Source organism: Ensifer meliloti, assembly GCF_030064585.1.
GTDB classification, from domain to species: domain Bacteria; phylum Pseudomonadota; class Alphaproteobacteria; order Rhizobiales; family Rhizobiaceae; genus Sinorhizobium; species Sinorhizobium meliloti.
Map to the genome: position 1 here is coordinate 673,343 of NZ_CP120365.1, position 26,926 is coordinate 700,268.

The window sequence follows — 26,926 nt, forward strand, 5'->3', positions numbered from 1 at the left end:
GCTGCGTCCCAAGGTGTCGCAGGGCATAGGCTGCGGCTATCCATCGAGGCGATGTAATGGGTGATCAGTCAATCTATGGCTTCATCGCGAAGCTTGGACCTTGCGGTCACCGCCCTGGTTCGGATGTTCCGCTGGGCACCTGGCGGCACAGGAAGACGGCCATCATCGGGCAATAGTAGTGAGGCGTATCGGTATGGCGACGAAGAAGACCAACGAGTCGATCGACGAAAAGGCATTCCAGGCGCTGGAAGCTGCCCTGAAGATCGACTTTGACGACCTGAAGTCGGCCTTGAACGACGAGACTTCCCTGGACGAGCCGGTGCCGGAAAATGTGTCCGAGACCGCCCGGCAGGCCGCCGGATCCGGTGGGGCCCGCGCCGCACGAGCGCAACAGGAAGCTCCCAAGCCCGCGCGCGGCGCGGAAGCACCGCGCAGTTTTGCGAGCGAGATGGCGCCGAAACAGCCTCCCCTGGCGCCCGCCAACGACGACACGCGCAAATCTCCAGCCGCCATGCTGCGTTCGCTGGAGGTTCGCTCGAGCCGCGCGGCAATCCGGGTCGCTGCCATCATTTCACTGGTCTGGACGGTTGCCGGGCTTGGCGTCGCCCACCTTCTTTATGCGCCCGGGATCTGGCAGATCCGCTCTCTCGGCGATCTCGCGGCCATGCCTGGAGCAATCGGCATCCTGCTCGGCATCGCCCTGCCCGTCATGCTCTTCTTCTCCTTCGCGATCATGATCGCGCGTGCTCAGGAACTGCGCAGCGCCGCGCGTTCGATGGCCGAGGTTGCGATGCGCCTCGCCGAGCCGGAAACCAATGCCGCCGACCGCGTCATGACGGTCGGCCAGGCCGTGCGCCGCGAAGTCTCGGCGATGAACGAGGGCATAGAGCGCACCATCGCCCGGGCGACCGAGCTCGAAGCGCTCGTGCATTCGGAAGTCAGCGCACTCGAGCGCAGCTACAGCGAAAACGAACTGCGTGTCCGCACGCTCGTCCAGGAGCTTGGTCTCGAACGCGAAGCGATCATCGGCCATTCGGATCGGATCCGCACGGCGATCGCTGGCGCGCATACCAAGCTGAAGGACGACCTCGAAACGGCAAGCGAGGACATTGCGTCGCGCATCGCCGTCTCCGGCGAGGCCTTCGCTTCGCTCATCGATACCCGGGCCGCGGCACTTACCAACAAATCGGACCACGCGCTCGAAAATCTGAGCACCATGCTGACCACCCGGACCGACGCGTTGCTTTCGGGCCTGACGACCGCCGGAGTGGCGCTCAGCAACGAATTCGACGCGCGTCTCGATGCACTCAGCGATAACCTGACGCAGCGTGGCGAGCAGTTGCTCAGCCAATTCGAAACCCGTGCCTCGACGCTCGACGCCAATACCGAGAAGCTCAACGCCGCCCTGAACGAACGCGCCCGTCAGCTCAACGAGACGCTGATCGCCCGGACGCGCGATCTCAATGAGAGCCTCAGGATAGGCCAGCAGGCGATTTCCGGCGGCCTCGACGACGTGCTTTCCTCGCTCAACTCGGCCCTTGACGAAAAGGGAGCGAGCTTCCGCCAGAGCCTCAAGTCGAGCGCCGACGACGCCATCATGGATCTCGATCTGCGCGGCGGCTTTTTCGAAGAAAAGCTGCAGACGACGGTCGGCCAATTGGCAAGCGCCTTCGACGAACGCTTCCACGAATTTGCAAGCGCCTTCGACAAGCGGGCGAGCCAGCTCGACACCAAGCTCATGGAAAGCCTCCACCGGATCAACGAGACCGTTTCCGGCGGCTCGGAGGCCATCGGCGGCGCCCTTGACAGCAGTGTGGACAAGATAAATTCGGCGCTTTCCGACCAGTCGCTCACCCTGGCAACGGCGCTCGGCGCGACGCAGGACTTCATCGAGGAGACGATCGGCAGCCGCACCTCCGAGCTCAGCAGCCTGATCGGCAACGCGCACAACCGCATCGAGAGCGTACTTTCGGACAAGACCGGTTCGCTGATGGGCGCCCTGACCGAAGCGCAGGAGCGCATCGAAAACGGCTTCGGCCAGCGCGCCGATGCGCTTGCCAACGCGCTGACGACGAGCGAACGAAGCCTGACGGACGGACTCGACTCCCGTACGTCCGCCTTCATCGAGGGCCTGCAGTCTGCTCATGCCCGCATCGAGCAGACCCTTACCGGCTCCACCGACGAGATCACGAGCGCGATCGCCGCGAGCCAGCATCGCCTCGACAACACGCTTTCGGAGCGTACGGCTGCACTGTCGACCGCCCTCACCTCCGGAGCAAGCGTCATTGAAAGTGCCGTCGGCGGCACCGCAGACCGGCTGGAGCGCGTCCTCTCAGAGCGCGGCCAGACGATTACCGACGCGCTGTCCACCCAGACCGCAGCGCTCGACGGCGTGCTCGCCGAGCGCGCGACGCAGATCAACTCCACCATGTCGGCCCGCGCCAGCGAAATGGCTGACTCGCTCAGCCGTCATGCAGAGGACGTCGCAGACAGGCTGGCTTTCCGCGCCATGGCGGTCGCCGAGACCATGACCGACCGCGTCGGCGAGATCGAGAACAAGCTTTCGCAGAGCGTCTCCGAAGTCGCCGAAAACCTGGGCGGTCGCGTCAGCCTGATCGCCGATACGCTCACCGATACCAGCGCCCGCATCGCCGAGGACCTGAGCAGCCGCGTCGGAAAGATTTCCGAGACGCTGGCCGGCACCAGCGCCGAGATTGCGGAGGCGCTTACCGCCCGCACGTCGGAAGCGACGGCTTCGCTTGCAGGAAAAGCGGCCGAGATCGAACAGACGCTCACCGGCAGGGCCTCACACCTGCGCGATACGCTGACGACGACGCACGACCAGATCCGCTCGACGCTCGACGACCGGATCACCGCGATCAACCTTGCCGTCGGCCAGGGCCGCGAGCAGCTGGAAGAGCTGCTCTCGGATCAGTCGACGGCGATGGCGACGACGCTGGCGACCAGCGCCAGCATGCTTGAAATGTCGTTGGAAGAGCGCCAGGCCTCGATTGCCGGAGCGATCGAGCGCAGCACCGAGGCGCTCGCCGCCCGCACGTCGGAAGCAACCGCGTCGCTTGCCGACAAGGCGACCGAGATCGATCGGACGCTCTCCGGCAAGGCCGCGCAACTGCGCGACACGCTGGCGACGACCCATGAGCAATTGCGCACGACACTTGACGATCGGATCAACACCATCAACCTGTCGGTTGGCCAGGGACGCGAGCGGCTCGAAGAGTTGCTGTCCGACCAGTCGATAGCGATGGCCACCACTCTGGCGACCAGCGCCAGCATGCTCGAAATGTCGCTCGAGGAGCGCCAGGCATCGATCGCCGGAGCGATCGATCGCAGCGCCGAGGCGCTCGACTCCCGCATGCGCTCGACGACGGGCGAGATTGCCGAACGCCTGGCCGAAACAGCCGATCAGATCAGTCTGGCGGCCGACACGCTCACCAACCGCGTCGACATTTCGATCAGCGGCGTCAATAGCCGCCTCGACGAAACCGGCGCTCGCATCGAGACAAGCCTCGGTTCGCTCGAAGAACGCATCCGCGGCAGCGTCGGCGACGTCGACGCCATTCTCGGCGAAACCGGCTCCCGCATCGAAACGAGCCTCGGCTCCCTGGAAGAGCGCATCCGCGGCAGCGTCGGTGACGTCGACGCCATTCTCGGTGATACCGGCGCCCGTATCGAAACGAGCCTCGGCTCCCTGGAAGAGCGCATCCGCGACAGCGTCGGCAGCGTCAATGCCATCGTCGACAATGCCGGACAGCGGATCGCCGACAGTCTCGGTGAGCGCGCAGGCGAGATCGACCGGATCAGCGAGGCAGCGGCAACGCGCATATCGACTGCCATCGAAGCCGGCACCGGCCGGATCGAGGAGCGGCTCGGCACGATGGATCGGGCCCTCAATATCGGCCTGGACAACGTAAACCGCACGATCGAGGGGAAAGCCGCCGCGCTCGTCACCAGCCTGCGTGGTGCCGTCAGCGACGCCACCCAGGAGATCGACGCGGAAGCCGCCCGCTCGGCGGGGCTCCTGTCCAAGGCGGGCGCGGATTTCGCCGGCGCGCTCGCGGCGAGCAACGCCGAATTTGCATCGTCGATCGAACAAACCGCATCGGCCACGGCCGCACGCCACGCCGATCTCGCCCGCTCGGTCGCGGAGGCCGCGGACACGGCGACCGCCCGACTGGCCTCGACCAACAGCCAGATCGCGACCCATGCCAAGAGCATTCAGCAGAGCCTGACCGAGGCGGAGAAAGCGCTCGATGCGCGCGGTCAGTCCATCCGCAGCACGCTCGACGAAAGCACCCGCGAACTCAACTCGATGCTCGCCGGGCGCTCGATGGAATTGTCGCGTCTTCTCGACGAGCAGGCTCGCCCGGTTATCGAACAATATGCTGCTACCGGCAAGGAGGCGGCCGAGCGCATCGCTTCCCTCACCCAGGAAAGCGCCGACCGCCTGCGTGCCGAAAACGCCGCGCTCATCAACGCCATCACCGAACGGACCGGCGAGACGCTCGACGCCATCTCGTTGCGTGCCGAAGAGACCGCCAAGGCGATGAAGATGGTCGAGAACCGGCTGCAATCGACGGCCATGGGCCTGATCGACCAGCTTGCGTCAAGCAATTCGGCGATCGCGACGGTCATCGACCAGGCGAGCGGCAATCTCGGAGATATGGACCAGCGGCTCGAGGCGACCGCCGCAAAGGTCTCGGAGACCGCGCGGCAAGCCTCCGACATGCTTTCCACCTCGACCCGCCTGATCGAAGGCAAAGTCGACAAGCTGTCGGACATTTCCTCCTCGACATTGTCGCAGATCGGCGGCATCGTCGGCCGCTTCGAGGACCATTCGAAGGTTCTCGGACAGGCTTCCGACCTCCTAGCCGCCGCCCAGTCGAACCTGGTCAGCACGCTCGAAGAGCGCCAGGACGCTCTCCGGACGCTGTCTGTCGGCCTCGTCCAGCGTTCGGAGGAGATCGAGCGGACCATGCGGGCACTCGAGGGCTTCGTCGACGGCGCGTTCCAGCGCGCCGAGGAACGCTCCGGCCAGGTTGCCGGCAATCTGCGCAGTGGCATCCAATCCTCCTTCTCCGATGTGGGCCGACTGCTGTCGAACACCGAACAGCGGGCAACCGAGGCTGCCGAAGCCCTGCGCGATACGCTTGTGAAGGCGAGCGATGAAGCTGCCGCTTCGGTCGAAGGGGTCTTCTCGCAGGCCGAAGAACGCTCACGCCAGATCGCCGACAGGCTGCGCTCCGGCGTCGAATCGTCCTTCGCCGACGCAAACAAGACGCTTTCGCAGGTGGAGGGACGTGCACTCAGCGCGTCCGAGGCCCTGCGTCAGGTCATGGCAAAGACCGGCGAGGAAGCCGGCCAGGCGCTCGAAGGAGCGTTCGCCTCCGTGGAAGAGCGTGCCAAGGACGCCGCGTCGCGGCTGCGCGGCACTATCGGTGCCTCGGTTTCCGACGTCGAGCGCATGCTGGCGGAGAGCGGCAAGAAGTCCGACGGCGTCGCGGCGCAGCTGCGCGAAGCAGTCCGCCAGGCGATCGAAGATGCGATCGGCCGTTTCAACGGCGCAACCGACGACATCCGTCGTTCCGCCGGCGAAATCCGCAAGGAACTCGACATGACCCGCGAAGAATTGAAGCGCGGTGCTTTCGACCTTCCGGAAGAGGCCAAGGAAAATGCCGCGCTGATGCGGCGCGCCGTCGGCGAGCAGATCAAGGCGCTGCAGGAATTGTCCGAGATCATCGGCAAGTCGTCCTCGCAGCTCGAAGTCGCCCAGCCGGTTCGCCAGCAGGAAGCCCCCGCTGCCCCGGTCGCCCGCGTCGTCGCACCACAAGCCGCCGCACCGCAAGTCGTCGCGCCGCAGCCTGCCGCACCTCAGCCGGCCCCGAATGCCGCTCTGCGCGGAAGCCTGGGCATAGAGCAGGCCACCCGTCCGCTGCAGCCTGCCCGGCCGCCGGCAACGGAGGAACGCGCCGAAGAAGGCGGCGGCTGGATGCGCGATCTCCTGCGCGCCGCGTCCCGCGAGGAAGAGCCTGCAGCAGCACGGCCGCGGTCGGCGGAAAGCCAGCCGGTCGCAAAGGCCGGGGACAACCGCAACCCCCGCCATGTGGTCGAGTCGCTGAATTCGCTCTCGGTGGACATTGCGCGCGCGATCGACCACGACGCCTCCGTCGAGCTTTGGCGGCGCTATCAGCGCGGCGAACGGGATGTCTTCACCCGCCGGCTCTATACGCTGAAGGGGCAGCAGACCTTCGACGAGATCAAGCGCAAATACGATCGCGAGCCGGAGTTCCGCACCGCCGTCGACCGGTATATCGCCGATTTCGAGAAGCTGCTCGCCGATGTGGCGCGCAACGATCCGGATAAGCGCATCACGCAGACCTATCTGACGTCCGATACCGGCAAGGTCTACACCATGCTTGCCCACGCGGCAGGGCGCTTCAGCTGACACGAACCGTAATCGGTCTCTCGGGAACGGCCTCGTCGCAAGACGGGGCCGTTTTTTATTGGGTTAGCGCGGATGAGGAAAAGTGTGTGCGGTCTTTGACCCGCATCCTGCGTCTCAAATTCTGAAATCGACACGTTCATGATTTCAGGTCGACCCAACCTAAAATCATCGTGATCTAAAGAGGATGAGGTGGACTGCTCCAGCCCCTCATCCGCCTGCCGGCACCTTCTCCCCGCAAGCGGGGCGAAGGGGACTCGCGGCAAGGCTCCGCACATATTCAGGTCAGGGCGAAGGGCGCGCCGCTTGTCCCTTCTCCCCATTTCGATGCTACGGCATGCACATATCTCTTGTTGTCCAGCCCCTCGCGGACTTACTCCGGAGTGGCGGCATCTGTATTTCCAGCAGTGGCGAGGCTTGCGGATGGGTCCTCGGGATCAAACTCGTATGCGCTGACATTGGCATTATCGGTCACCCGCCCCTCATCCGCCTGCCGGCACCTTGCATAAGAAATGTTGTAAAGGATTCGGTATGCCTTTGGCCGGGCGGCCGCCCGGCCAAAGGCGCCGACCGTCGGATCGCCGGCACCAGAACCTTTGGGGGTTACGGAGAAGCAGGATCGCGGTCGGTTCCTCATCGTGGCCCGAATGGTTGCTGGAACAACCTGGTTCGTATGCAAGGCAGGGACGACAAGGATGACCGAGATTAGCATGAAAGCGGCCGGTATTGATACCGGGAAGATATGGCTTGATGTCGCCACCTACCCGGTGAGCGACAAACAGAAAGTGCCCAACAACGCCGACGGCTGGCAGACTCTGGCTGACTGGCTCGAGCGGCAGGGGATCGGACGGGTCGGGATCGAAGCGTCCGGCGGATATGAGCGCGACGTGATTGCGTATCTGCATCAGAGAGGCTTTGAGGTCGTCCTGCTGCAGCCGCGGCAAGTGCGCGCTTTCGGCCTCTATAAGCTGCGCCGAGCCAAGAACGACCAGCTCGACGCCGCGCTGATCGCCGAGTGCGCTGCCCGTTCGGATGCCCGATGCCATGCGCCGGATAGCCGGCTGATCGCGTTTGGCGAATGGCTGCTGTTCATCGAGCAGATCGAAGCCGATATAGCCTGCCTCAAGACCCGCGAGCGTTTCACCGACAGGCGGATCCTCGAGAAGATCGATCGTTCCATCGGTGAGCTCAAGAGCCGTTGCAAAGCCCAGCTCGCGCTGTTGCAGGCCGCTGTCCGCGAGCATGACGATCTCGCCCGGAAGCTTGATCTGATCGAAAGCATCGACGGCATCGGCATCCGTACGGCACTCACCCTGGTCATTCTGATGCCCGAACTCGGCAGGGTCGACCGTGAGGAGATCGCCGCGCTGACCGGCGTGGCGCCTTATGACGACCAGAGCGGCAAGCGTGAAGGCGAGCGCCATATCGCCGGCGGACGGGCGCGCGTCCGCAGGGCCCTGTTCAATGCCGCCTTACCGGCGTCGCAGCGCTGGAACGAGACGCTGGTTGAGCTCTACGGCCGTCTCACCGCAAAAGGCAAATCCCACAAAGCGGCGCTCATCGCCTGCGTCCGCAAACTCATCATCTTCGCCAACACCGTCGTCAAGCGCCAAACCCCATGGACGAAAAGCGCGCCACAACAAAATTCTTGCGCTTAGTCTAATGGTTGCGCTTCTCCCCGCAGGCGGGGAGAAGGGACAAGCGGGTTGTGTGCGTCAAGTTCTGCAAAATTGGGCGGTCATGCGTGCTGGTCATGCGGCTTGACGGAGTGCGAGTTTCTTGTGCTCTCGCAGGTCGTCCATGTTGATGTAGCGATTGGCCTCCATCCAGTTTTCGTGGGTTTCGACGGCGAGCGCGCGGACGAGGCGTAGGCAGCTCTCGGTGTTGGGAAAGATGCGCACGACGTAGGTTCTGCGGCGGATTTCCTCGTTGAGGCGTTCCAGCATGTTGGTGCTCTTGAGGTGCTTGTGATGCTGGCGCGGCAGACGAAAGAAGGTCAGCGTCTGCTCGATGGTTTCCTCAACCCAGGAGGTCAGGCGCGGATAGCGGACCGACCATTTTCCCAGCCACGCGGCGAGATCGGCCTTCGCCTCATCAAGGTCGCGGCGATCATAGAGCCATCGAAGCTCCTGCAGGCAATCGTCGCCATGTTTGCGCGGCAGGTGATCGAGGGCGTTCCTGAGGAAATGCACGTAACAGCGCTGCCAGGCAGCTTCCGGGATCACCTCGCCAATTGCCGCGACGAGACCGGCATGGTCGTCGGAGACCACCAGTTCGACGCCCTTCAAACCGCGCCCTTTCAGCCTGACGAGGAAGTCCTTCCAGGCGCAACGGCTTTCACGGCCGGCCATCTCGACCGACAGGATCTGCCGCCGTCCGTCCCAGTCGATGCCGACAGCGATCAACACCGCCTGGCTCATCACCACACCGGCCTCGCGCACCTTCTCATAACGGGCATCGAGAACCAGGTAGGCAAACGGCTCTTGAAGCGAGCGCTCGGCAAAGGCCTTCAGGCTCTCGTCCAGCCGCTTGTTGATCGCCGAGATCGATGACGCCGAGAAGGCATGGCCGCACAGCTCCTCGGTGATCGCCTTGACCTTCCGCGTCGACACCCCTTGCACATACATCTCCGCCAAGGTTGCCACCAGCGCCCGCTCGGAGCGCTGATAGCGTTCGAACAATTCGGTGGAGAAGTGCCCCGAGCGATCCTGCGGCACCCGCAGCTCGAGCTTGCCCACCCGCGTGATCAGCGTGCGGCCATAGTGGCCCGAACGGTAGCCGAGCCGCTCCGGCGTGCGCTCGCCTTTCGCAGCTCCCAGCGCCTCGTCCATCTCCGCTTCCAGCACCTCCTGCATCACCGTGCGGATCACCTCGCGCAGCCCATCGGGGTTCGAAAGCAAAATGTCTTTGACGGCGGCGCTGGCTGTCCTACCTTCAGTCTTGGTCATGGTGGCGTTCCTTCCAGGGAATCAGGTGACGTCAACATCACCAGCCTGCCATGACCGCCTCTCTCAGTGAATTTGCAGAACCTTCAGCACACTACCGACAAGCGGCGCCAACTGAACCCCGCATTCACCGCCCGCCCGAGGGAGCGAGCGGGCGCGGCATATCCCTTCTCCCCGCCTGCGGGGAGAAGGTGGCGGCAGCCGGTTGAGGGGCAACCCCGACCGAGCGGGGTTGAGGCGGTTGGGTTCCCGAGGGATCCTTTCATGAGCAGTATCCGCCGCACCGGACCGCAAGAGATATGTGCATGCCGTAGCCATGAAATGGGGAGAAGGTGCCGGCAGGCGGATGAGGGGCGGCGGCAAACGCACTGCTCGAACGATCGGCTGCCCCGCAACAAAAAAGCCCCGGTAAAAACCGAGGCTTCCTGTCAATCGCGCCTGCTGACCAGCAAACGGATCAATGTTCCTTGTTCGCGTAGACCGACTTCTTCGTCAGGTAGATGAGGCCGGTGAAGATGAGCAGGAACACCATGACCATGAAGCCGGTGCGCTTGCGATCTTCCAGGTGCGGCTCGGCAGCCCACATCAGGAACGCGGAGACGTCCTTGGCGTACTGGTCGACGGTCTGGGGGGCGCCGTCGTCATAGGTGACCTGGTCGTCGGAGATCGGCGGTGCCATCGCCAGTGCCGCGGCGCTGGCGAAATACGGGTTGTAGTGCGTGCCCTCGGCCACTTCCACGCCCGCCGGCGGATCCTGATAGCCGGTCAGAAGCGCATGGATGTAGTCGGGACCGCCTTCCTGGTAGGGCCAGAACATGTCGAAGACGAATTGCGGGAAGCCGCGTTCGATGCCGCGTGCCTTCGCGATCAGCGAAAAGTCCGGCGGTGCCGCGCCGTTGTTCGATGCAGCCGCCGCTTCCTTGTTCGGGAAGGGTGGCGGGAAGTGATCGGACGGAACGGCTTTGCGTGTGAACATCTCGCCATCCGCGTTCGGACCGTCCTCGACTTCATAGTTCGCTGCGAAGGCCTTCACCTGTGCTTCGGAGTAACCGAGGTCCTCGAGCGTGCGGAAGGAGACGAGCTCCATCGAGTGGCAGGCCGAACAGACCTCGGTGTAGACCTTCAGGCCGCGCTGCAGCTGCCCCTTGTCGTAGTGGCCGAAGAGGCCGGCAAAGGTCCAGTCCTGCTGTTCCGGCTTGTGGATCGGATAGTGAGGCGTGGCGCCGGCAGCGTGCTCTTCGCCGCCCTCTTCCTCTCCCTGGGCCAATGCCGCCCCCAAACCGAGACCGGCGACGACAGCGAGTGACAGAATGCCTGTAACAAGCTTTTTCATTGTTGTGGATTCCTTATCGATCGCTGTTCCGGTCAGGCGCGTGCGGGCTTCAACTGCGCCTTGGCATTCTGTTTTTCCAGCACCGCTTCGGTGATGGAGTTCGGAATGCGCTTCGGCGTCTCGATCAGACCGAGGATCGGCATGATGACGAGGAAGAAGGCGAAGTAGTACAACGTGCCGAGCTGCGACATCACGACATAGAGGCCTTCCGCCGGGCGCGAACCCAGCCAGCCGAGCAGGATGCAGTCAGCAACGAAGATCCAGAAGAACAGCTTGTACCACGGGCGGTAGACGGCCGACCGGACCTTCGACGTATCGAGCCAGGGCAGGAAGAACAGGATCAGGATCGAGCCGAACATGACCAGAACGCCGCCGAGCTTGGAGTCGATCGGGCCGACGTTGAAGGTGATCGCGCGCAGCATCGCGTAGAACGGCAGGTAGTACCATTCCGGAACGATATGAGCAGGGGTCTTCAGCGCGTCCGCCGGAATATAGTTGTCCGGGTGTCCGAGGAAGTTCGGCATGTAGAAGACGAACCAGGCATAAACGATCAGGAAGACCGATACGCCGAGCGCATCCTTCAGCGTCGCATAGGGCGTGAAGGGCACGGTGTCGGACTTGGACTTGACCTCTACCCCGGTCGGGTTGGTCTGGCCGGTAACGTGCAGCGCCCAGATGTGCAGGACGACGACGCCGGCGATCATGAAGGGCAGAAGGTAGTGCAGCGAGAAGAAGCGGTTCAGCGTCGGCTGGTCGACGGCGAAGCCGCCGAGCAGGAACTGCTGGATCCACTCGCCTACCAGCGGGAAGGCCGAGAAGAAGCCGGTGATGACGGTTGCACCCCAGAAGGACATCTGTCCCCAGGGCAGCACGTAGCCCATGAAGCCGGTCGCCATCATCAGGAGATAGATGACCACGCCGAGGATCCAGAGGATCTCTCGCGGCGCCTTGTAGGAGCCGTAATAGAGGCCGCGGGCGATATGCAGGTAGACCGCGATGAAGAAGAACGACGCGCCATTGGCGTGCAGGTAACGCAGCAGCCAACCGTGATTGACGTCGCGCATGATCTTCTCGACCGAATTGAAGGCGACGCTCGTTTCTGCGGCATAATGCATGGCCAGGACGATGCCGGTGAGGATCTGCACGATCAGCATCACCGAGAGCATCGCACCGAAGGTGTAAGCATAGTTCAGGTTGCGCGGAACCGGATAGGAGACGAACGAGTCGTGAACGAGCCGGGGCAGAGGAAGACGGGAGTCAACCCACTTCTCGATGCCCGTCGTTGGCGTGTAGGTTGAATGATCAGCACTCATTATCAGTAGTCCCCTCAACCGATCTTGATGACTGTGTCGGAAACGAACGAGAAGGTCGGCACGGCGAGGTTTTCCGGTGCCGGGCCTTTGCGGATACGGCCGGCCGTGTCGTAGTGCGAGCCGTGGCAGGGACAGAACCAGCCGCCGAAGTCGCCCGCCTGACCGAGCGGCACGCAACCGAGATGGGTGCAGACACCCACCATGATGATCCAGTTTTCCTTGCCTTCGCCGGCGGAACGATCGAGATCGCTTGCCTCGGCATCGGCCGGAAGGTTGGCGTTGCGGGCCACCGGATCCTTCAATTCTTCGAGTGCGACGGCCTTGGCCTCTTCCACTTCCTTATCGGTGCGGTTGCGGATGAAGACCGGTCTGCCGCGCCACTTCGCCGTCAGCGACATGCCCGGCTGCAAGCTCGAAACGTCGACTTCGATCGAAGCAAGCGCCAGCGTGGATGCGTCCGGACGCATTTGGTCGATGAACGGCCATGCCGCCGCACCGGCGCCGACGACGCCGGCCATACCGGTAGCCAGGTATAGGAAATCGCGGCGAGTGGGCTCGCCCATGGTCTCGCTTGAAGTCTCGTGTTCGCTCACGGCTAAAACATCCTCTCACGCAAATGTTGCGGAAACCGCATCCGCCCCCGGCGCGCTTCCTGCCCCGTCCCGAGCCTGGAATCACGCCCCGTCAAACGCTGGCACCCCATCCGGCCCCTTGAGGCAAGCCACGGATCGGATGTCAGAATCCGGGAAAAATTCTGCACGCAGATTCCCCATCAATCCGGCGCGTTCTATGCCTGATCGCAGATTATGTCCAGCCTTGACAAGGGGCCGCGGGCAGATTGTCGCGGGGAAAGGCGCGACCAATTGGCACAAGGACTTGACGGGTTATAGCCGCACCGCGGAGCGCCCTATTCCGCGGCCTCTTCGCGCGCGATGAAACCGCCCGACTGGCGCGACCAGAGATCGGCGTAGAGACCACCATTGGCGATCAGTTCGGCATGCGTGCCGTCCTCGACGATACGGCCCCTGTCCATGACGACGAGCCGGTCGAGCGCCGCGATCGTCGATAACCGATGCGCGATGGCCAGCACCGTCTTGCCCTGCATCAGCCGCTCCAGATTGGACTGGATCGCCGCTTCCACTTCCGAATCGAGCGCCGAAGTCGCCTCGTCCAGCACGAGAATCGGCGCATCCTTGAGCATGACCCGGGCGATCGCGATGCGCTGGCGCTGGCCGCCGGAAAGCTTGACTCCGCGCTCGCCCACATGTGCATCGAAGCCTCTACGGCCGCGCTGATCCTGCAGATCGACGATGAAGTCATAGGCTTCCGCCTTGCGCGCCGCCTCGATCAACTGCTCCTCGCCCGCCCCCGGTCGTCCGAAGAGGATATTGTCGCGGATCGATCGGTGCAGGAGCGACGTGTCCTGGCTGACCATGCCGATCTGGCTGCGCAGCGATTCCTGCCGGACGGCGGCGATGTCCTGTCCGTCGATGAGGATCCGCCCGGCTTCGAGATCGTAGAAGCGCAACAGCAGATTGACGAGGGTCGACTTGCCGGCACCCGAACGGCCGACGATGCCGACTTTCTCGCCCGGGCGGATGGTGAGGGAAAAGTCGTCGATGACCCCGCCGCCCCTGCCGTAGTGAAACGTCACATGTTCGAAGCGGATTTCCGGACGGCTGACCTGCAGTTCCGGTGCGCCGGGCCGGTCGGTCAGCCCGATCGGCTGCGATACCAGCTCGGCCGAATTCTGGATCGTACCGATATTGCGCATGATCGCATTGAATTGCGACATCATCCGCCCGAGCAGCATGTTGAGGCGCAGGACCAGCGCCAGGGTGAACGCGACGGCGCCGGAACTGACCGCGCCCGCCAGCCACAAGTGAACCGCGTAGACCGCGATCGCCGCGATCATCATGCCGGACAAAAGCGCGAGCGATGCCCTCACCCCCGTCAGCAGGCGCGTGAAAGGGATGACTGCTCCCTGGAACCGGTGGAATCCCCCCCGAATGTAACGATCGTTCTCCTCGTCACTGCCGAAGAGCTTCAGCGTCTGGATGTTCGCATAGGCATCGACCATGCGGCCGTTCAGCATCGACGCCATCTCCGCCGTGTCGCGGGCATGCTTTCGTACACGCGGGACGAAATAGCGGGCGAGCACCAGGAAGATCACGATCCAGAAGGCGACCATCGCCGCCAACCGCCAGTCCAACTGGGCGATCAGCGCCATGGTCGAAGCCGTGTAGATGACGATGAACCAGACCACCTGCAGCAGCGAGACGATCAGGTCGCTCGTCGCCTGTGCGCCGGTCCAGACCTTGGTAACGATCCGCCCGGAAAAGTCGTTCTGAAAAAAGGCAAGCGACTGCCGCGCGACATGGACATAGGATTGCCAGCGCACCAGGTTGAGGAAGCCCGTGATGATCGACTGCTCCTCCACGAGTGCGGCAAGCGTCACCGCAACGAAGCGGAACACCAGGACCGTCAGCAGCATGAAGAGCAGTTCCGGCCCGTTGGTCGAAATCAACCCTTGCCAGCCGTCCTCCGGCCGGATCGTATCGAGCACATCGACAAGCCGGCCGACGAAATAGAACAGGCCGGCTTCCAGCATTGCCACCAGCCCGCCGAGAACGGCCATGGCGAAAAAAGGACCTTTCGCCTGGCTGGCGTAAAACCAGGCAAAACCCCAGAGCGATCGCGGCGGCTGCAACCGCTCGCGCGGCGCAAAGGGGTCAATCCAGTTCTCGAAAATCTTGACGATGGCGCGCAGCATTGTTCCGATATAGGCGGTTCTGAAATCCGGGCAATCCGTTTTCGCTGTCGCGCCCATTACAATTGCGTAACTCCGGACCGCTGGACTCGGCCCGCTGAGGCGCGGGAGGCCGCGGATTACTCCGCCGCCTCCTCCTTTTCGACCTCGTCGGCGATGAAGCCGCCGGACTGGCGAGACCAGAGATCGGCATAGATGCCGCGCCTGGCGACGAGTTCGCTGTGAGAACCGGTCTCGACGATCCGGCCGGCTTCGAGGATGACCAGGCGATCCATCTCCGTCAGCGTGGACAGGCGGTGGGCGATGGCAATCACCGTCTTGCCGGACATCAGCGCGAAGAGATTTTCCTGAATCGCTGCCTCTACCTCCGAGTCGAGCGCAGAGGTCGCTTCGTCGAGGATGAGGATCGGTGCGTCCTTCAGGAAAACGCGGGCGATCGCAATCCTCTGCCGCTGGCCGCCCGAAAGCTTGACGCCGCGTTCGCCGACCTGAGCGTCGAGCCCTCGCCTGCCCATGTTGTCTTCGAGCGTCTGGATGAAGTCCCAGGCATTCGCCTTTTTCGCGGCGGCAATGATGTCGTCGTCGCTTGCCTGCGGATGCCCATAGGCGATGTTGTCGCGAATGGAGCGATGCAGGAGCGACGTGTCCTGCGTCACGACGCCGATCTGTGAACGCAGGCTGTCCTGCGTGACCGTCGAGATGTCCACGCCGTCGATCCGGATCGCGCCGGATTCCAGATCGTAGAAGCGCAGAAGCAGGTTCATCAAGGTCGTCTTGCCGGCGCCGGAGCGGCCGACCAGACCGATCTTCTCCCCGGGCCGGATATCCAGCGACAGCCGGTCTATGACTCCCTTGGACTTACCGTAGTGAAAGCGGATGCCCTCGAAGCTGATCGCACCCTGGTCGGCTTTGAGCGTCACGGCAGTCGGCTTGTCGACGATGTCATGCGCCTTGGTCATCATGCCCATGCCGTCATAGACCGTGCCGATATTCTCGAACAGCGCCGAAACTTCCCACATGATCCATTGCGACATGCCGTTGACACGCATGGCAAGACCGATCGCGACGGCGATCGCGCCGATGGAGATTCCGCTCGTCAGCCACAGATAGATTCCGAGAGCGCCGACAGAGAAAAGGGCGATACAGTTGTTTGCGTAGACGAATATGTGGAAGAGCGTAACCTTCCGCATCTGCCGGTAAACAGTGCCCAGGAATTCGTCCATGCCCGCGCGGGCGTATGTCTCCTCCCGCCCTGCATGGGAGAAGAGCTTGACCGTGCCTATGTTGGTGTAGCTGTCGACGATGCGGCCGGTCATCATCGAGCGCGCGTCGGCCTGTTCCTTGGAGATCCTCTGCAGCCGCGGAACGAAATAGGTGACGATCACGATATAGATGACGAGCCACAACCCGAGCGGCATCACGAGGCGCCAATCAGCGGCCGCCACGACAATCAACATCGTCGCAAAATAACTCACCACATAGACGAAGACGTCGAGGATCTTCATCACCGTTTCACGGACGGCAAGCGACGTCTGCATGACCTTCGTCGCCACCCGCCCGGCAAATTCGTTGGCGAAGAACGTCATGCTCTGCCTCAGCAGATAGCGATGCATCTGCCAACGCGCGATCATCGGATAGTTGCCGAGCAACACCTGATGCATCACGAAGGAGTCGAGCGCCACCAGCCCCGGGAGGCCGATGAGGATCAGCGCTGCCATCCAGGCGAGCCTGCCGCCCTCGGTCGCAAGAAAGGTTTCGCGATCGGCGGTGGACAGCCAATCGACCACATTGCCCAGGAACTGGAACAGGGCCACTTCTCCGATCGCGATCAGCATGGTGCAGATCGACATGATCAAGAGCCACGGAGCCGCGGGCTTGGTGTAGTGCCAGCAAAAGGCAAAGAGACCCTTCGGCGGAAGCGTCGGGTCCTCCGTCGGATAAGGATCGAGGCGGGATTCAAACCAGCCGAACATTGTCTAGCCCCTTCAGATATCTTGAAGGAAAGCGGGTCGCCCCGCATTCTTTATCTTGAAAAATGCAACCCGGAAATGACGCCCGCGAGCGGACCATGACCTCCGGATAAACCGGAGCGCGCATCGCTCGGTCGAAAGAAGCAGAGGCGCGGAACCGGTCAGGCCAGGAAAGGCCGTGCTACTCGTGGGAGGCGCGTCAACATCAGAACAGTCATGCATGCCTCCTTCGGTTCGCGTTGAAGAGGACTGAGCTTTATCCTCATTCGCGCCGCCATGCCAGATTGTCGCAGGCATTTTCTTGCCCATTTTTTCACCGGCCGGTGGTCTGTTGCCAATACGGCACAAATTAGCGGCGGCAAAAGCAGCGCCCCCGAATGAACCGTGTCGGAGCACACCCGACCATGGATCGTGAGGCCGATCGGTGGCATAGACGGTCATCACAATCACTCCCACGATCCAATCTTTCGGCAAGCGCATGAACGACCTCCGCATCGCCCTCTACCAGCCTGACATTCCTGGCAATACCGGAACGATCCTGCGGCTCGCCGCCTGCCTCGGTCTTTCGGTCGACATCATCGAGCCGGCCGGTTTCGATCTTTCGGACCGCAATCTCAAGCGTGCGGGAATGGACTATATCGCGGCGGTAACCATGACGCGGCACGTCAGCTGGGAGCGTTTCGAAACATGGCGGTCGAGCACCGGCAGACGCCTCGTGCTCGCCTCCACCAAGGCGGCCGCTCCCTACACGCGGTTCAGCTTCCGGCCGGACGACGTCCTTCTCTTCGGCAGGGAAAGCGCCGGGGTTCCCGATCACGTCCACGAGCGGGCCGACGCGCGCATCCTCATACCGATGGCGCCCGGCCAGCGTTCGCTCAACATCGCCATGGCAGCCGCCATGATCGCCGGGGAAGCGCTGCGGCAGACCGGTGCTTTCTGAGCCGAAACGGGCGGCCATCAACGGTACGGGAGTCCGGCGATCCTGACGGCGCTCATGCGGCGATCTCGTTATAAGGGGTCGCCTTGCGCGCGTATTTCAGCGTGCGCGCCCACCAGGTCAGCCGGTCGATCATCAGGAACAGCGGCGCTCGCATCTCTTCCGGTTTGTAGAGATTTCCCGCCGCATCGAACTTCGACCAGGCCTTGGCGATGGAGATGCCGTCGCGCAGGGTGACGGCATGCAATTCGCCGAATACTTGCCGCAATTGCTCGACGGCTCTTATGCCGCCCGATGCGCCGCCATAGGAAACGAAGGCAACCGGTTTTGCGTGCCAGGGCTCATAGACCGCATCGATCATCTCCTTCAGCGCCGCCGGGTAGCCGTGGTTGTATTCCGGAGTGATGACGATGAATGCGTCCGCTTCGGCGACCTTCCGTTCCATCCACTCGGCTGGTCCGGCGGATTTGTCGCCGCGAGCGCTTTTCATTCTGACGGGATCGATGATCGTCAGGCTGAACACGTCGGATGTCTCGAGCTCACGAATGAGCCAGCTGGCGACCGTATCGCAGAAACGGCCCTGCCGTGCGCTGCCGTAGATCAAGGCAAGGGTCATCTTCTCAGTCATGCTGTGTCGGCTCCATGTTGTCGGTTGCAAGGAGCTCATGCTATAGAACCTCAACTATAGTTGAGGTCAATAGCAGCCGTGAAAAAAGATAAGCCCAATGATATCAAGCGCGAGCTGACGGTCGGCGAAGTGGCCGAACGCAGCGGCCTCGCGGTGTCGACGCTTCATTTCTACGAGACCAAGGGCCTCATCCGCAGCAATCGCAGCCGGGGCAATCAGCGGCGCTACCCGCGTTCCGTGCTGAGGCGGGTGGCCGTGATCAAGGTTGCCCAGCGTACGGGTATCCCGCTTGCCGAGATCCAGTCGGCCCTGTCGGTGCTCCCCGACGACCGGCCGCTGACGGTCGAAGACTGGGGACGGCTCTCGAAGACCTGGCGGCAGCAGCTCGATGAGCGGATCGCCAACCTGACCGCGCTGCGCGATCAGCTCACAGGCTGCATCGGCTGCGGTTGCCTGTCGATGCGCGACTGTCCCTTGCGCAATCCATGGGACGTTCTTGCCTCCGAAGGAACGGGGCCGCGCCTCATCGATCCCGCCGACGGGACGGAGCATGAGGCGAGCTAACCCGGCTTCGCAGGCCTCATACGGGAGAGCAGAGCCATGCTGGTCAATGCACCGAGGGAGCAGAGAAGCGCGAACGCCAGCGTCCACCTGTTGCCCGCCTCGCCAAGCAGGAAGGAGAAGAACGGCGGGGCCGCCGCGAAAGCGAGGTTGAGCGGCAGGCCGAGGCGCGCCACCACCGCCCCATATTCCGTAGAGGAAAAGAAGACGAGCGGCATCGTCGCCCGGCTGACGGACATGGCGCCGCTTGAAAGGCCATAGAGCACGAGGAAGAGAACGATCGACCATTCCGCCCCTTCGCCAAGCGCGAGCGCCAGCAGTGCCGGCGGCATGATCGCCGCGGCTACCAAGCCCGTCGTCAAACCGTCCCAGCGATTGCCGCCGAGGAAATCGAAAAGCCGCGCCGAGAGCTGGATGAAACCGATGGCCGATCCGAAGCCGACCGCCAGGTAGCCGGGCACGGCAAAGCTGCGGAAAAGATCGATCACCACGAGCTGAAAGCCCCAGGTAACAAAGCCGTTGAGCGCGACCGCCGCCGTGATCAGGGCAACGACGCGCCACTGGCGACGAACAGCAGCCGGCGACGCAGACTGATTCGAATTGGGGACCCGGGGATTGCGTTTCAGCGGCTCGCGTCTGGGCAAGGCGAAAAAATGCAAGGGCGCGCAGACGAGGAGCATGACCGCGCCATAGAGGACGAATGTGCCGCGCCAGCCGAGAGCCGCCTCGCAGAAAGTCGTGACCGGCCAGGCGATCGTGGGCGCGAGCGCCATGGCGAGCATCTGCGCCCCGATGGCACGACGCGCGCCCTCGCCCGCGATCTCTGTCAGGAACACCTGAGCCGAAGTCGTGAGTGCTGCGGCTCCGGCCAGACCAAGAATGCCCCAGGCCGCAAAATAGGAAACCGGACCTCCGGCGCCGGCCAGCAACCACAGCCCCGGAGCCGCGGCTGCAGAACCGAAAGCGAGCACGAGCCGCGCCCCGTGGCGCGCGTAGACCGGCGCAAGCAACGGTGAGCAGAAGGCCATCGCGACCAGCATGACGGTCGGGCCGAGATAGATTGCCGAGGGCCTCAGGAGAAGATCGTCCGCCATTCCGGCCGCCGTCACCGAGACGAACATGAACATCGCTCCCCAAGCGATGATCTGAGTGATGGAGAGCACGATGATGGAACGGAGAACGGGCATCGGGGCAGGTTCGGGAGTACGCGCAATGGCGAGAGGGAGACACCAAATGGTTTAGCGCGCCTCCATGACCTTGGCCACGCTATTATCGATCGCCGAAGATTTTTCTTGCCTGTCGGTGCCAGCGGTGGGATTGGGCGCAATCAGTCTGCGCTCGGGAGACGGCGCATCGTGAACTCGATCTCGCCGCCTTCGAGCTGGCGCCAGCTCTCGACTTCGGTCCAATAGGCAGCCTTTGGCCAGGTATCGAACCACTCCCGCGCCTTGGCCCGCGCGGCGTCGCGCTCGAGCCGAAACGTCTCGCGCACGAAAAGCCCGTCTCTTCGTGTGGGATGCTCCCGGCGATGCCGGGCGATCTGGCGCCGCAAGCCGTCCAGCGGCGGTCCTGGGGGTATCTTCGCCATGGGCCATACCTCTGGCGAAAAGATAGGATGAGCGCCGCATTATTGCCAGTCATTTGTCCCGATCCTCCGCCGAGGCCTTGATTGCGGTAGACTGTCGCTGTCGCCGTGGCACCGTTGCCAAGCAGCTGAAAATATGGACTGTGGCGGCGACATCGAATCGGCGGTTTTCAGTAGGGAAATCCGCGAACGGAAGTGCATTCCCATGGAGAGACCGCAACTGCCACAGGGCCTGCCGGCCGACATCGAAGACAAGAAGGCAGCGGCAAAGGCTTGGTTCGAAAGCCTTCGCGACACGATCTGCGCCGCCTTCGAGGCGATAGAGGACGAATTGACGGGTCCGCTGTCGGATCGTCCGGCAGGCCGGTTCGTCGCCAAGGACTGGCTGCGCGAGGAAGGCGCCGGCGGCGGCGGTCGCATGTCCATGATGGAAGGACGCGTCTTCGAGAAAGTGGGGGTTCACACCTCCACCGTCTTCGGCGAGTTCTCGCCGGAGTTCCGCGAACAGATACCCGGCGCGAGCGAAGATCCGCGCTTCTGGGCATCGGGCATTTCGCTGATCGCCCACCCGGTCAACCCCAATGTCCCCGCCGTGCACATGAACACGCGCATGGTCGTGACCACCAGCAACTGGTTCGGCGGCGGTGCGGACCTCACGCCCGTCCTTGACCGCCGGCGCATCATGACCGAACCGGATACCGTGCTCTTTCATCGTGCCATGGAGATCGCCTGCAATCGGCACCCCGTCGCCGATCATGCAAAATTCAAGCAGTGGTGCGACGAGTATTTCTATCTGAAGCACCGGAACGAGCCGCGCGGCACCGGCGGGATTTTCTACGATTGGCTGCGTTCTGCGGAGGAGCTCGGCGGCTGGGATGCGGATTTCGCCTTCACGCGCGATGTCGGCAAGGCCTTCGCACTCGTCTATCCGAGAATCGTCCGGACGAATTTCAACAAGCCCTGGACCGAGCAGGATCGAAACGAGCAGCTCGTGCGCCGTGGCCGGTACGTCGAGTTCAACCTTCTTTACGACCGTGGCACGATCTTCGGTCTCAAGACCGGTGGCAATGTGGAGTCGATTCTCTCCTCCCTGCCCCCACTCGTACGCTGGCCGTGAATCGCAGCTTATTCGGCCACCCTAGAGACGGCGAACAAATGCGCCGCCTCGGCGTTTCCCTCTCCAGGAGAGAAGGAGCGACGCATGGTCTTCAAGAAACGGACATTCTTCGGCGGTGACCCCGAGAGGCTGCCTGCCGAAGATCCGGCCGAACTCGAGCGCCGAGTCGCTCATTGTCTTGCGGTCGCGCCCGGCCTCAACGCCATAGAGGTCACGGTGACCGGCTCGGGCAGTACGATCCTGCTCGCAGGTACGGTGGCGACCGAAGAGGAGATCGCCCGCGCCGAAGAGGCGGCCCGATCGGTCGAAGGGGTCGCCGAGGTGGTCAATCGCATCGAACTCGCGAAGGTCGGGAGGGGTTGAACAGCCTTTCACCTGCAGAAAAGCGGCTGATCTCAGATCAGGAACAATAAATTCAGTTCAGGCTTTCATCCAGCGTCAGACGGCCGCATCGCGTTTCGGCATCAGGTGAAAACCGAAGGCTTTGAGCACGGCAAGCGTTGTCTCGAGTGTCGGATTCCCGTTCTCGCTAAGCGAGCGATACAGGTGTTCACGAGCAAGGCCAGTCTCGCGGGCGATCTTGGTCATCCCTTTGACGCGAGCAACCGCTCCGAGGGCGGAAGCGATATGTTGCGCATCCCCGTTTCCATTGCCTCGGTCAGAAAAGCCTCAATGGCGCCTTCGCTGGTGAGCAGATCTGACACGTCAAACTCGGTAAACTTTTCAGACATCGATATCACTCCATTGGGCGGCGATCTCTTTCGCCGTTCCGATGTCTCTATCCTGTGTGCCCTTGTCCCCAGCACACAAGAGCAGAATGATCAGTTCCCCGCGCTTCTGGAAATAAACCCGATACCCAGGGCCGTGATGAATGCGCAGTTCACTGATACTTCTCCCACCGGCGAGACGTCGCCGGGATTCCCTTGCGCCAGACGCAGCAAGCGCGTGGCCGACTGCAGCATTCTAATCATATGAAACGTATCTTATAAGATACAAATTATCAAGGCGGGACAGAGGCGATAGCTCCTGGAGGACTTCCCTCAGATAGAGCTGAGCGTCCAGCCGACGATATCGGCCGCGACCCGGGCGAACGCGGCATCGAGCGCGGCGACGAAAGCGGGATTGCCGGCGCCTCGCACGGGCACGACGGCGCGGAAGGCCTGCTGTTTGCGGACGGTGCCGTTCCGGTCATCCAGTATCTTGGCGAATATCTCGACGACCGCCGTTGCCGCTCCATCGGTAGATATTTCGAAGGCTCTGAGCTCGGTTATCAATTGATAATCGATGGCGAGCCCTTGGCCGGGCTTGCCGACGCGAATCCTGCCTGTGTTGTCGAAGGTCTGGACGAGCCTGTCCTGCACCATGCGCGGCAGACTGTCTCCCCATTGGGCTCTGGCGAGATATTGCAGTTCCGATCTCGAAAGGCGAACCACGATCTGGTCGCTGCCCAGAGTCTTCAGCGCCGTCGGTTCCGGAACGAGAAGCTGGCGGTTTGTAGCCCCCGGACGCTCCACGGCAGGAACGGACGCCAGGCTGAACGTGTCGTTCGCCGCCTGGCGCGAGCCGCACCCTGCCAGCATCGCCGCCAATGCAAGGACCACCGCAGACCGGGACGCCGCCGCGCCACGAAAACCTACCAGACCCGGAAAACCCATACGCCAAATATCCCCTAACAACGCGGCGCCGTTCAGCTCCCCGCCCTCAACGCAACCTGCCCGCGACCCTCGATAAACGAATCACCGCCGCGTGCGGCCATCATATTGCTTAACCGTTTCGCCGCCGAACAAAAGGCGCTGCGGATTTTTATCGAAATCGGAAATCGTATTCTGCAGGCTTTGAACCGTGCGGCGCGTGTCGCCGACGAGCGCCTCCACGTCCCGCAGTCCCGAATTGGAGAAACGCTTGAGATTTTCCGCGATCGGGCCCAGTTGCGCATTCAGGTTTTCCGCCACCCGCCGGAAGGACTCGAGCGTTTCGCGTGCCTGCGCAGAAAGCGACGGAGCGTCCGCGTCGCCGAGGAAGCCGTCGATCTTCACCAGGATGCTGTCGACCCGGTTCGATGCCGCATTCAGCTTGTTGGACATTTGCGTGAAATCGGTGATCGTCTGATCGATATCATCCTGCCGGGCGGAAATCTTTTCGGCAAAGTCCGAAACCTGTGCGGCGACCTTGCGGGCGTCCGCACTCGCGGCCGTGATGTCGTTGACGACCAGCCCGACCTTCTGCGCGTCGACGGCGGCCACCAGCGTATCGACCCGCTTCAACGTCTCTTGCGCGCTCTTGCCGAACTGATCGTAAGTTTCCACCGTACGCCGGAATCCGGCGATCGCTTCCGATACCCCGCCCGAAGCATCCTTCAGATTGTTGCTCACCTGCTCGGCATTGCTGACGATGTTGTCTATCTTCTTCGGGTCGACCGACTTGATCAGCCTGTCGGCACTCGCAAGCGTATCGTCGAGCTTCTTCGATGCTGCATTGACGGAGCCCGACAGTTGTTCGACGCTTTTCAGGAACTGGTCGATCGCACCGGAATTGTCCGCGAGCGCCTTGGAAAAGCGCTCCGCGTTGCCGATGGTTGACGTCAGCGGGCCACGGACGTCGGTGACGAAGCTTTGGATATCCGTGATCGCCGAATTCGCTCGGTCGAGGATCTGGTCCGCGGTCGCCAGCAGGCTGGTGACGCTCGACTGATCGGCAAGGATATGCGCCTGGGTGCCCTTTTCCAGCGCGGTCTTGAGGATGTTTTCGTCCCCCTTGCGCCCGCCGCTGAGCTCGATATAGGCCGCTCCCGTCAGCCCCTGAACCTCAAGCGTCGCCGTCGTGGATTTCATGACCGGGGCATCGGCCGAGACTTCGGTGATCGCAATCGAATAGCGAGGATCATTGGCGTCGATCGCAAGATTACGCACGCTGCCGACGTTGATCCCGTTGAAGCGCACCGGTGAGCCCACCGACAGACCATTGGCCGATCCGGGAATGTTGACGACGAGTTCGACCATCTGGCCGGTCCGGCCATATTGCGACATCCAGTAGACGAAGCCGAAGGCCGCGGCGATGACCAGGACGGTGAAGAAGCCGACAATGGCATAATTCGCTTTAGTTTCCATCGGCATTACCTACCTTTGCGGCCCCTGCCGCCTGTTCATGTACTTCTGCGAGCAGGCTTGCCGTAGCTCCCCCGCCTGCGCATTCCCGGCTCAATCCTGCTCGCGCACGATTGCCCTTGCGCGCTTGCCCCGGAAATACGACTTCACCCAGGGCTCGTCGCAGGTGAGCATATCCTCGATGGTGCCTTCGACGAGAACGCGCTTCTTGCCGAGCACCGCGATCCGGTCACAGACCGAGAACAGGCTGTCCAGATCGTGCGTCACCATATACACGGTCAATCCAAGCGTGTCCCGCAGCTTGGCGATCAACTCGTCGAACTCCGCAGCACCGATCGGATCGAGGCCGGACGTCGGCTCATCGAGAAAGACGAGGTCGGGATCGAGCGCGAGCGCGCGCGCAAGCGCCGCGCGCTTGATCATGCCGCCGGAAAGCTCCGACGGATATTTCTCCGCGGCCTCCGGTGCGAGGCCGACCAGTTCGATTTTCAGGCGCGCGAGCTCGTCCATCAGGTCTTGCGGCAGATCGAGATATTCGCGCATCGGCACCTGGATGTTCTCACGCACCGTCAGGGCGGAGAAAAGCGCGCCATGCTGGAACAGCACGCCGAGGCGCATATCGAGTGCGATGCGCTCGGCCTCGCCCATGCTGTCGTAGTCGGCGCCAAGAATCTCGATCGTGCCGGAGCGCTTCGGCAGAAGCCGAAGGACCGTGCGCATCAGTACGGACTTGCCGGTACCGGAGGCGCCGACGAAGCCGAGAATTTCACCCCGCAGCACTTCGAGATTGAGATTGTCGAGAACGACATGGTCGCCGAAGCCGACGGTCAGATCGCGAACGGAGAGGACCGCCTCTCGCTCGCCCCCCGCATCCGCTTGCTTTTCGATGACCGCCTGAACCATGTTCGCCTACCTCAGAAATCGATTGCCGCGTAGAACATGGCGAACAATCCGTCGATCAGAATCACGACGAATATGGATTTGACGACGGAGGAGGTCACGCGCCGCCCGAGCGACTCGGCGCTGCCTCCGACCTTCAGTCCCTCGACTGCGGCAACGACGCCGATGATGAGGGCCATGAAGGGCGCCTTGATCATGCCGGCCGCGACCGAGGAGAAATCGACCGCTTCCTGCAACCGCGCCAAAAAGGTCGGTATCGTGATGTCGGAATAGGTCCATGCCACCATGGCGGCGCCGGCAAGCGCGGCGAAGTTTGCGATGATCGTCAGGAGCGGCAGGACGATCGTCAGCGCCACGAGACGCGGAAAGACAAGAACGCCGACCGGACTCAAGCCCATGACCTTGAGCGCATCGACCTCTTCGCGCATCTTCATGGAGCCGATCTCGGCAGTAATCGCGCTGCCCGACCGACCGGCGATCATGATCGCGGTAAGCAACACGCCGATCTCGCGCAATTGCAGGATGCCGACGAGATCGACCACGAAAATTTCCGCGCCGAAAGAGCGGAGCTGGAACGCTCCCTGCTGCGCTATGATGGCGCCGATCAGGAACGACATCAGGGTGATGATCGGCGTCGCCATGACACCCATACGGTCGATCTGGTGGACGATCGCAGCAGGCGAAACGCCGGCGTGACGCCCGAGCTTCATCTGCGCGCCGCGTACCGCGGAGCCCAGGATGAACATGGCAGCCACCGTGTCGGTCCAGATGGAGACCGTCAGCTCGCCCACGGGCGTAAACAGCCGCTGGAAAAGCGGCATTCTCGTCGCACTCTCTTCCGGGCGACGCAGTTGCTTCGGCAGTGCGCGGACCAATTCGGCGTAGCGCTCGCCGCCCGTGAAACGAACTTCGTCGGCTGTCCCATTCATGAAGCGGCGAATGATCCACGCACCCGCCGTATCCATCCGGGTGATGCCGGAGAAGTCGAATTCGCTCTGGCCGCCCGCGGGCTTTTCAAGCCGCTTCAGCTTGGCGGCCATCGCCTCCGCCGTCTCGTGCCGCCAGTCGCCGCTGAACACATAGCGCCGACCGTTTCCGGCGGCGCCCTCATCGACGACGACGTCGGCAGCGGTCTCTGTTTGGGCACGCGTCACGTGATATCGGTCTTTCAGTTCGTTCTCCGCATAGTCTCTTAAACCAGAATCGATTTGATGACAAAATCATGCGGGAATTCAAAGTCGTACAGTGCCCTTGGTGCGACAGAAATGACACAATGGGCCGCAAGCTTCGCGAAACTCCGCCA

At 62.7% G+C, this 26,926-nt stretch carries 20 protein-coding genes and 1 pseudogene; 6 read left to right on the forward strand and 15 right to left on the reverse strand.

Annotation, left to right across the window (positions count from 1 at the left end):
• Positions 1 to 193: 193 nt before the first annotated feature.
• Positions 194 to 6,463 (forward strand): apolipoprotein A-IV repeat region-like domain-containing protein, encoded by a 6,270-nt coding sequence (locus PZL22_RS10325; protein ID WP_284718638.1) that lies wholly within the window; start codon positions 194 to 196, stop codon positions 6,461 to 6,463.
• 692 nt (positions 6,464 to 7,155) lie between these two features.
• On the forward strand, positions 7,156 to 8,118 hold the full coding sequence (locus PZL22_RS10330) for an IS110 family transposase (RefSeq protein ID WP_284718538.1): 963 nt from the start codon (positions 7,156 to 7,158) through the stop codon (positions 8,116 to 8,118).
• Positions 8,119 to 8,211: 93 nt separating this feature from the next.
• Here PZL22_RS10330 and PZL22_RS10335 read toward each other — a convergent pair whose 3' ends face one another.
• The 6 genes from PZL22_RS10335 to PZL22_RS10360 all read right to left on the reverse strand — a co-directional run bounded on the left by PZL22_RS10335 (position 8,212) and on the right by PZL22_RS10360 (position 16,794).
• The gene (locus PZL22_RS10335) at positions 8,212 to 9,408 is read right to left on the reverse strand and encodes an IS256-like element ISRm5 family transposase (protein WP_284718509.1); all 1,197 of its coding nucleotides are present in this window, start codon (positions 9,406 to 9,408) and stop codon (positions 8,212 to 8,214) included.
• A 454-nt stretch (positions 9,409 to 9,862) separates the two neighbouring features.
• Positions 9,863 to 10,738 (reverse strand): cytochrome c1, encoded by an 876-nt coding sequence (locus PZL22_RS10340; RefSeq protein ID WP_003534153.1) that lies wholly within the window; start codon positions 10,736 to 10,738, stop codon positions 9,863 to 9,865.
• 32 nt (positions 10,739 to 10,770) lie between these two features.
• The gene (locus tag PZL22_RS10345; protein ID WP_003534151.1) at positions 10,771 to 12,051 is read right to left on the reverse strand and encodes a cytochrome b; all 1,281 of its coding nucleotides are present in this window, start codon (positions 12,049 to 12,051) and stop codon (positions 10,771 to 10,773) included.
• 14 nt (positions 12,052 to 12,065) lie between these two features.
• Positions 12,066 to 12,644 carry a ubiquinol-cytochrome c reductase iron-sulfur subunit gene (petA, locus tag PZL22_RS10350; protein ID WP_003534144.1) on the reverse strand — a complete coding sequence of 193 codons (579 nt, stop codon included), beginning with the start codon at positions 12,642 to 12,644 and terminating at the stop codon, positions 12,066 to 12,068.
• 314 nt (positions 12,645 to 12,958) lie between these two features.
• Positions 12,959 to 14,881: an ABC transporter ATP-binding protein gene (locus PZL22_RS10355; RefSeq protein ID WP_080573547.1), complete on the reverse strand. Its 1,923-nt coding sequence runs from the start codon at positions 14,879 to 14,881 to the stop codon at positions 12,959 to 12,961.
• A 59-nt stretch (positions 14,882 to 14,940) separates the two neighbouring features.
• Complete coding sequence (locus tag PZL22_RS10360; protein WP_284718639.1) at positions 14,941 to 16,794, reverse strand: ABC transporter ATP-binding protein; 1,854 nt, start codon at positions 16,792 to 16,794, stop codon at positions 14,941 to 14,943.
• Positions 16,795 to 17,269: 475 nt separating this feature from the next.
• Here PZL22_RS10360 and PZL22_RS10365 point away from each other — a divergent pair, with 475 nt between their 5' ends.
• Entirely contained in the window at positions 17,270 to 17,731 is a 462-nt protein-coding gene (locus tag PZL22_RS10365) for a tRNA (cytidine(34)-2'-O)-methyltransferase (RefSeq protein WP_003534138.1), read from the forward strand.
• Between the two features lie 52 nt (positions 17,732 to 17,783).
• Here the strand turns inward: PZL22_RS10365 and PZL22_RS10370 are convergent, their stop codons facing one another.
• Positions 17,784 to 18,356, reverse strand: coding sequence for an NADPH-dependent FMN reductase (locus PZL22_RS10370; RefSeq protein WP_033049110.1), 573 nt, complete (start codon positions 18,354 to 18,356; stop codon positions 17,784 to 17,786).
• Between the two features lie 78 nt (positions 18,357 to 18,434).
• Between PZL22_RS10370 and soxR the strand changes: the two genes are divergently transcribed.
• Entirely contained in the window at positions 18,435 to 18,920 is a 486-nt protein-coding gene (soxR, locus tag PZL22_RS10375; RefSeq protein ID WP_003534134.1) for a redox-sensitive transcriptional activator SoxR, read from the forward strand.
• On the opposite strand, the gene PZL22_RS10380 is transcribed toward soxR, so the two are convergent.
• The gene (locus PZL22_RS10380) at positions 18,917 to 20,104 is read right to left on the reverse strand and encodes an MFS transporter (protein ID WP_003534132.1); all 1,188 of its coding nucleotides are present in this window, start codon (positions 20,102 to 20,104) and stop codon (positions 18,917 to 18,919) included. The two genes, soxR and PZL22_RS10380, sit on opposite strands and share 4 nt — an antisense overlap.
• A 140-nt stretch (positions 20,105 to 20,244) precedes the next feature.
• Positions 20,245 to 20,505 (reverse strand): hypothetical protein, encoded by a 261-nt coding sequence (locus PZL22_RS10385; RefSeq protein ID WP_003534130.1) that lies wholly within the window; start codon positions 20,503 to 20,505, stop codon positions 20,245 to 20,247.
• A gap of 202 nt (positions 20,506 to 20,707) precedes the next feature.
• On the opposite strand from PZL22_RS10385, the gene hemF reads away from it, so the two are divergent.
• Together hemF and PZL22_RS10395 are read left to right on the forward strand one after the other, a co-directional pair.
• Positions 20,708 to 21,619 (forward strand): oxygen-dependent coproporphyrinogen oxidase, encoded by a 912-nt coding sequence (hemF, locus tag PZL22_RS10390; RefSeq protein WP_003534128.1) that lies wholly within the window; start codon positions 20,708 to 20,710, stop codon positions 21,617 to 21,619.
• An 84-nt stretch (positions 21,620 to 21,703) separates the two neighbouring features.
• On the forward strand, positions 21,704 to 21,982 hold the full coding sequence (locus PZL22_RS10395; RefSeq protein WP_003534126.1) for a BON domain-containing protein: 279 nt from the start codon (positions 21,704 to 21,706) through the stop codon (positions 21,980 to 21,982).
• A gap of 75 nt (positions 21,983 to 22,057) precedes the next feature.
• Here the strand turns inward: PZL22_RS10395 and PZL22_RS10400 are convergent.
• The 6 genes and pseudogenes from PZL22_RS10400 to PZL22_RS10425 form a co-directional block, all read right to left on the reverse strand.
• Positions 22,058 to 22,350, reverse strand: a pseudogene (locus PZL22_RS10400) (addiction module antidote protein).
• The gene (locus PZL22_RS10405) at positions 22,343 to 22,507 is read right to left on the reverse strand and encodes a type II toxin-antitoxin system RelE/ParE family toxin (RefSeq protein WP_324280307.1); all 165 of its coding nucleotides are present in this window, start codon (positions 22,505 to 22,507) and stop codon (positions 22,343 to 22,345) included. The pseudogene PZL22_RS10400 and the gene PZL22_RS10405 overlap by 8 nt, the downstream one beginning before the upstream one ends.
• A 152-nt stretch (positions 22,508 to 22,659) precedes the next feature.
• On the reverse strand, positions 22,660 to 23,274 hold the full coding sequence (locus tag PZL22_RS10410) for an ABC-type transport auxiliary lipoprotein family protein (RefSeq protein WP_003534124.1): 615 nt from the start codon (positions 23,272 to 23,274) through the stop codon (positions 22,660 to 22,662).
• Between the two features lie 81 nt (positions 23,275 to 23,355).
• Positions 23,356 to 24,726, reverse strand: a complete 1,371-nt coding sequence (locus PZL22_RS10415; RefSeq protein ID WP_003534122.1) for an MlaD family protein — start codon at positions 24,724 to 24,726, stop codon at positions 23,356 to 23,358.
• A 90-nt stretch (positions 24,727 to 24,816) separates the two neighbouring features.
• The gene (locus PZL22_RS10420) at positions 24,817 to 25,626 is read right to left on the reverse strand and encodes an ABC transporter ATP-binding protein (RefSeq protein ID WP_003534120.1); all 810 of its coding nucleotides are present in this window, start codon (positions 25,624 to 25,626) and stop codon (positions 24,817 to 24,819) included.
• 11 nt (positions 25,627 to 25,637) lie between these two features.
• On the reverse strand, positions 25,638 to 26,777 hold the full coding sequence (locus PZL22_RS10425) for an ABC transporter permease (RefSeq protein WP_003534118.1): 1,140 nt from the start codon (positions 26,775 to 26,777) through the stop codon (positions 25,638 to 25,640).
• Positions 26,778 to 26,926: the final 149 nt, after the last annotated feature.